The organism is Streptomyces sp. NPDC020422 (assembly GCF_044386705.1).
In the GTDB taxonomy this organism is placed as follows: domain Bacteria; phylum Actinomycetota; class Actinomycetes; order Streptomycetales; family Streptomycetaceae; genus Streptomyces.
The window spans coordinates 548,373-555,117 of record NZ_JBIRVJ010000006.1 but is presented as its reverse complement, the minus strand read 5'-3'; the positions used below and the strand labels follow the sequence as shown (position 1 = coordinate 555,117).

Annotated in this window: 6 protein-coding genes; all 6 read left to right on the top strand. The window is 69.4% G+C overall.

Going from position 1 to position 6,745, the window contains the following annotated elements:
• Positions 1-183 precede the first annotated feature (183 nt).
• The 6 genes from ACH414_RS19540 to ACH414_RS19515 all read left to right on the top strand — a co-directional run bounded on the left by ACH414_RS19540 (position 184) and on the right by ACH414_RS19515 (position 6,721).
• Positions 184-792 (top strand): CDP-alcohol phosphatidyltransferase family protein, encoded by a 609-nt coding sequence (locus ACH414_RS19540; RefSeq protein ID WP_386568351.1) that lies wholly within the window; start codon positions 184-186, stop codon positions 790-792.
• Positions 793-909: 117 nt separating this feature from the next.
• Complete coding sequence (locus ACH414_RS19535) at positions 910-3,405, top strand: sugar phosphate nucleotidyltransferase (protein ID WP_382533368.1); 2,496 nt, start codon at positions 910-912, stop codon at positions 3,403-3,405.
• 113 nt (positions 3,406-3,518) lie between these two features.
• Positions 3,519-4,448 carry a DUF881 domain-containing protein gene (locus ACH414_RS19530; RefSeq protein ID WP_382533370.1) on the top strand — a complete coding sequence of 310 codons (930 nt, stop codon included), beginning with the start codon at positions 3,519-3,521 and terminating at the stop codon, positions 4,446-4,448.
• The gene (locus tag ACH414_RS19525) at positions 4,445-4,777 is read left to right on the top strand and encodes a small basic family protein (protein ID WP_015032176.1); all 333 of its coding nucleotides are present in this window, start codon (positions 4,445-4,447) and stop codon (positions 4,775-4,777) included. The genes ACH414_RS19530 and ACH414_RS19525 overlap by 4 nt, the downstream gene beginning before the upstream one ends.
• Positions 4,778-4,782: 5 nt before the next feature.
• Positions 4,783-5,697 carry a DUF881 domain-containing protein gene (locus ACH414_RS19520; protein ID WP_398942620.1) on the top strand — a complete coding sequence of 305 codons (915 nt, stop codon included), beginning with the start codon at positions 4,783-4,785 and terminating at the stop codon, positions 5,695-5,697.
• 82 nt (positions 5,698-5,779) lie between these two features.
• Positions 5,780-6,721: an FHA domain-containing protein gene (locus ACH414_RS19515; protein WP_382534207.1), complete on the top strand. Its 942-nt coding sequence runs from the start codon at positions 5,780-5,782 to the stop codon at positions 6,719-6,721.
• Positions 6,722-6,745: the final 24 nt, after the last annotated feature.

Genomic DNA, 6,745 nt, shown 5'->3' with positions numbered 1-6,745 from the left:
TGGTACTGCAGGGGGGACCCTGTGGGAGAGTAGGACGCCGCCGAACAATCATTGTGGGAAAGCCCCGCACCTCTGGTGCGGGGCTTTTCTGCGTTCGGGGCCCACCCCTGTGCATCCCGGCCTCGTGGCTGAGGGTAAGGTCATGGGGCACATCGTCAGCTCGTTCCCACAGGAGGCCCCCGGGTGGAGGTCCAGGAGACTCGCGTTCAGACGAACCGGGTCCTCACCATCCCCAACATCCTCAGCATGGCTCGCCTCGTCGGCGTACCCCTGTTCCTGTGGTTGATCCTCCGGCCCGAGTTCGGCGGGCCCAACAGCGACGGCTGGGCGTTGCTCGTGCTCGCCTTCAGTGGTGTGAGCGACTATCTCGACGGGAAGCTGGCCAGGCGCTGGAACCAGATCAGCAGCCTCGGCCGGCTGCTGGATCCGGCCGCCGACCGGCTGTACATCCTTTCCACGCTCGTGGGACTCACCTGGCGGGAGATCCTGCCGCTCTGGGTGACGGTCGTCCTTTTGGCCCGCGAGCTCATGCTGCTCGTCGCGGTCGGAATCCTCCGTCGGCACGGGTACCCGCCGCCGCAGGTGAACTTCCTCGGCAAAGCTGCGACTTTCAACTTGATGTACGCGTTCCCCTTGCTGCTGCTCAGTGACGGAACCACATGGCTTGCGTCACTCGCTGAAGTTTTCGGGTGGGCCTTCGCCGGATGGGGTACAACTCTCTATTGGTGGGCAGGGATCCTCTACGTGGTCCAGGTCCGTCGACTCGTGAAGGCGGATACCGCGGCCGATTGAGCCCGTCCGTCCCGTGCCGTGCAGCGTCGCCGGCAGGACGAGGACGCTTAGAGAGCCCGAAGCGCGGGCAGGCGAAGTCGGCAGGACCGTCGTCTCTTCAAGGAGGACGCTTCCGACATGAAGGCCGTCGTGATGGCCGGTGGCGAAGGCACCCGTCTTCGCCCCATGACCTCGAGCATGCCCAAGCCTCTTCTGCCGGTGGTGAACCGGCCGATCATGGAGCATGTTCTGAGGCTGCTCAAGAGGCACGGTCTCAATGAGACCGTCGTCACCGTGCAGTTTCTCGCTTCTCTCGTAAGGAATTACTTCGGGGACGGCGAAGAGCTCGGAATGGAGCTCACGTACGCGAACGAGGAGAAGCCGCTCGGCACAGCGGGGAGCGTGAAGAATGCCGAGGAGGCGTTGAAGGACGACGCCTTCCTCGTCATTTCGGGGGATGCGCTCACCGATTTCGACCTCAGTGATCTGATCGCCTTCCACAAGGAGAAGGGCGCCCTCGTCACGGTCTGTCTGACCCGTGTGCCCAATCCGCTGGAATTCGGCATCACGATCGTCGACGAGGAAGGAAAGGTCGAACGATTCCTGGAGAAGCCCACCTGGGGGCAGGTCTTCTCCGACACGGTGAACACGGGCATCTACGTCATGGAGCCCGAGGTCTTCGACTACGTCCAGCCCGACGTGCCCGTCGACTGGTCGGGTGATGTCTTCCCGCAGTTGATGAAGGAAGGCAAGCCGATCTACGGCTATGTCGCCGAGGGCTACTGGGAGGACGTCGGCACCCACGAGAGCTACGTCAAGGCCCAGGCCGACGTGCTCGAGGGCAAGGTCCAGGTCGACATCGACGGCTTCGAGATCTCCCCGGGGGTCTGGGTCGCCGAAGGGGCCGAGGTCCACCCCGACGCCGTGCTGCGCGGTCCGCTGTACATCGGCGACTACGCCAAGGTGGAGGCCGGCGCGGAGATCCGCGAGCACACGGTCATCGGATCCAACGTCGTGGTCAAGAGCGGGGCCTTCCTGCACAAGGCCGTGATCCACGACAACGTCTACGTCGGGCAGCAGAGCAATCTGCGCGGCTGCGTGGTCGGCAAGAACACCGACGTCATGCGGGCGGCCCGGATCGAGGACGGGGCCGTCATCGGGGACGAGTGCCTGATCGGTGAGGAATCGATCGTGCAGGGCAACGTGCGGGTCTACCCGTTCAAGACGATCGAGGCCGGCGCGTTCGTCAACACCTCCGTCATCTGGGAGTCGCGCGGGCAGGCCCACCTGTTCGGCGCGCGGGGCGTGTCCGGCATTCTCAACGTGGAGATCACCCCCGAGCTGGCGGTGCGGCTGGCCGGCGCGTACGCGACCACGCTGAAGAAGGGTGCGACGGTCACCACGGCGCGTGACCACTCCCGTGGTGCGCGGGCGCTCAAACGGGCGGTGATCTCGGCGCTGCAGGCCAGCGCCATCGACGTGAGGGACCTGGAGAACGTGCCGCTGCCGGTGGCCCGGCAGCAGACGGCGCGGGGCAGCGCCGGCGGGATCATGGTGCGGACCTCGCCGGGTGTGCCGGACTCCGTCGACATCATGTTCTTCGACGAGAGAGGTGCGGACCTCTCCCAGGCCGGGCAGCGCAAGCTGGACCGGGTCTTCGCGCGGCAGGAGTACCGGCGGGCGTTCCCCGGGGAGATCGGCGACCTGTCCTTCCCGGCCAGCGTCTTCGACTCGTACACCGGCTCGCTGCTGCGGAACGTGGACACCTCCGGAATCGCGGAGGCGGGGCTGAAGGTGGTCGTGGACGCCTCCAACGGCAGTGCCGGACTCGTTCTGCCCAGCCTCCTCGGGCGGCTCCAGGTGGACTCGCTGACGATCAACCCCGGCCTCGACGAGTCGCGGCCGACCGAGTCCGCCGAGAGCCGGCGGGCCGGTCTGGTGCGGCTCGGCGAGATCGTCGCCTCGGCACGGGCCGCGTTCGGCGTGCGCTTCGACCCCGTGGGGGAGCGGCTCTCGCTCGTCGACGAGCGCGGGCGGATCATCGAGGACGACCGGGCGCTGCTGGTCCTGCTGGACCTGGTGGCGGCCGAGCGCAGATCCGGGCGGGTCGCGCTGCCGGTGACCACCACGCGGATCGCGGAGCAGGTGGCCGCGTACCACGGCACACAGGTGGAGTGGACGACGACCTCGCCGGACGACCTCACGAGGGTCGGGCGCGAGGAGTCGACGATCTTCGGCGGGGACGGCCGCGGCGGGTTCATCGTGCCGGAGTTCAGCAGCGTCTTCGACGGTGCGGCGGCGTTCGTGCGGCTGATCGGTCTGGTGGCGCGGACGCAGCTCACCCTCAGCCAGATCGACGCGCGGATCCCGCGGGCCCATGTGCTGAAGCGGGACCTCGCCACGCCGTGGGCGGTGAAGGGACTGGTGATGCGCCGGGTGGTCGAGGCGGCCGGGGACCGGTCCGTGGACACCACCGACGGCGTACGGGTGGTGGAGGCCGACGGGCGCTGGGTGATGGTGCTGCCGGACCCGGCCGAGGCCGTCACCCATCTGTGGGCCGAGGGCCCGGACGACGCCTCCGCGCAGGCCCTGCTCGACGAGTGGGCGGCGGTCGTCGACAGCGCAGGTCACTAGGGGAGACGAGGGTCCGGACGGGTCCGGAGGGCCGGGAGGTGCCCGAGGGGCGCCTCCCGGCCGTCGGAGGGGCCATTCGGCGGTAGGGCGTGCGACGTGCGACGATGTGCGGCATGTCGCAGCAGCCCCCCGTTCGGAGCACAGGATCGCCGCCTCCGCGTCCGGACGCGTCCATGTCGCTGCTGAACAACGTGATCGACCACGCGCTGGACGACGGCTACGCCGAGGCGTCCGCCCGGCGTGCCGCGGAGGGCGGCGGTCTGCCCCGTACGCTCCGGGCCAAGCTGGGTCTCGCGGCCGGCCTGGTGCTCGCGGCGGCCGTGGTGACGCTGGGTGCCGCCGAGGCGCGGGTGTCCGCGCCGGTCGTCGCCAAGGAGCGCCAGGACCTGATCGACCGGATCGAGTCGGAGACCTCCGCCGCCGACAAGCTGGAGGCGGACGTCGAGCGCATCCGCGGCGAGGTCGGCGAGCGGCAGCGCAAGGCCCTGGAGCAGCACGGCGGTGACCAGGGGGAGCTGGTGGCGCTGCTGTCGGGGGCGACCCCGGTGCACGGCCCCGGTGTGAAGCTGGTCGTCGACGACGCCAAGGGCGCCGACGCGGGAGGCGGCGGTCCGCGCGAGAGCGCCGGGTTCTCGGACACCGGGCGGGTGCGCGACCGTGACATGCAGCAGATCGTCAACGGGTTGTGGCAGTCGGGTGCGGAGGCCGTCGCGATCAACGGGCAGCGGCTGACCGCGCTCTCGGCGATCAGGGCGGCGGGCGACGCCATACTGGTCGACAACAAGCCACTGGTGCCGCCGTACACCGTTCTCGCCATCGGTGACGGGCAGCGGCTGAGCACGGCGTTCCAGGACAGCGCCGACGGCCAGTACCTGCACGTGCTGCAGGAGAACTTCGGGATCCGCACGAGCATCTCGGCCGAGGGCGACGTACGTCTGCCGGCCGCGCCGAGCCTGATCGTACGTACAGCAGAGCCGAGGGGAGCCGGGGCGGCCAAGGCCACCGGGCAGGCCACGGCCGACACAGGGAAGGGCACATCTTGATCGCCGTACTGGGCCTGATCGTGGGAGTCGTGGTCGGACTGTTGGTCCGGCCCGAGGTTCCGGCGGTGGTCGAGCCCTATCTTCCGATCGCCGTGGTCGCCGCCCTCGACGCGGTCTTCGGCGGCCTGCGCGCCATGCTCGACGGGATCTTCGTCGACAAGGTCTTCGTGGTGTCGTTCCTGTCGAACGTGGTCGTGGCCGCGCTGATCGTCTTCCTCGGCGACAAGCTGGGCGTGGGCGCGCAGCTGTCGACCGGTGTGGTGGTCGTCCTCGGCATCCGGATCTTCTCCAACGCGGCCGCCATCCGGCGGCACGTGTTCCGGGCGTGAGGCCGATGAGCGAGAACGACAAGAAGCCCGGTCCGGACGAGGGGCTGCCCGAGGGCGGTGCCGAGGGACGTCGGGACGAGGCCACGCCCGCGCCGGCTCCTGAGCCCGCGGTCCCGGCGGCGCCCGGCCCGCTGCCCGCACCCGCGGCTCCGCCCGCGCCCGCGGCCCCGCCCGCACCCGCGGCTCCGGTGGAGCCGCAGGTCTCCGGGCGGCAGCTGCTGGCCGCGAGCCTGTGGCCGCCGAGGGTGACCCGGGCCCAACTGATCGTCGCGCTGCTGCTGTTCGCGCTGGGACTCGGTCTGGCGATCCAGGTCAGCTCCACCACCGACAACAGCGCGCTGCGCGGGGCCCGCCAGGAGGACCTGGTGCGGATCCTCGACGAACTCGACGACCGTACGCAGCGCCTCGAGGACGAGAAGACCCGTCTGGAGGGCCAGCGCTCGGAGCTGGAGTCCAGCTCCGACCAGGCCGAGGAGGCCCGGAAGCAGACCCAGGAGAAGGAGCAGCAGCTCGGGATCCTGGCCGGCACGGTCGCCGCGCAGGGGCCCGGCATCACCCTGACGATCACGGATCCCAGCGGGGCCATCGAGTCGGACATGCTGCTCGACGCGATCCAGGAGCTGCGGGCCGCGGGTGCGGAGGCGATCCAGGTCGACGGCGTGCGGGTGGTCGCGGACAGCTACTTCTCGGGAAGTGGCAGCGACATGCAGATCGATGGAACGAAGGTGACCGCTCCGTACGTCTTCAAGGTCATCGGCAAGCCGGAGGATCTCGAGCCCGCGCTCAACATCCCCGGTGGCGTCGTACAGACACTGGAGAAGGAGCAGGCCACGGCCACGGTTGAGCGTTCCGGGAAGATCGTCGTCGACGCCTTGCGGCCTGCGAAGCGGCCTGACTACGCTCGGTCGTCCTCGCAGTGAGGCAGGGGGCGATGAGGGTCACGCGGCAAGGGCATGACGTTGCGGGGGGTCGCCGCACCACAAGGGTGGTGCGTGGTGGAAACTGTCGAGTGGTTACGGACGTTGTGAAGATGTCCGGGTCGGCAGGTGTGTTGAGTCAGGGTTCGTCCTGCCCCACGGGCGGGTCTGTTTCGGTCAAGGGGAATCGCCCGTGAAGTGGTTTTCGAAGTTGTTCGGCAAGAGCGCCAGCGAGGACGGCGGCAACGCCAGGCACCGCGCCCCGCGCCACGCCCAGAGCGAGGAACAGGGCGGCGAGCGCCCGCTCTTCCGCGACGAGGTGGGTGCTCAGGGCGGTGACATTCCGGGCGGACAGGGCGCGTCGTCTGTTGACCCTGCCGGTGCCGCGCGCATAGGTTTCGGTGAACCATCAACCTCAGGTACGGGTGGAGGGTTCACCCCCGACCCGTACGCGACACAGACCTCCGCGGGGCAGCCGCGGCAGGAGGACGCGTCCATGCCGGTGTGTACGAGGTGCGGTCACCGCAATACGGCGGACAGCCGTTTCTGCTCCCACTGCGGCGCGCCGCTGCGGGGCGGGGTGGCTCCGGAGCGGGCCTCCGAGACCACCTCGACGATCTCCATCTCGGGGCTGGAGGCCTACGACTCGGAGGTCACCGGTCAGACCGCGCTTCCGTCGCTCTCGGCCGAGGCGCTGGCCGCGGTGGAGGCCCTGCCGCTCGGTGCCGCGCTGCTCATCGTGCGACGCGGTCCGAACTCGGGCAGCCGCTTCCTGCTGGACGGCGAGCTGACCACGGCCGGCCGGCACCCGCAGAGCGACATCTTCCTGGACGACGTGACCGTGTCGCGTCGCCACGTGGAGTTCCGTCGGCAGCCGGACGGCACCTTCACGGTGTCGGACGTCGGCAGCCTCAACGGCACCTACGTCAACCGCGAGCCGATCGACCAGGTCGTGCTGTCCAACGGTGACGAGGTGCAGATCGGCAAGTACCGGCTCGTGTTCTTCGCGAGCCAGCGGGGCGTGTGACGCCCCGGAGAACCTTCAGGGAAG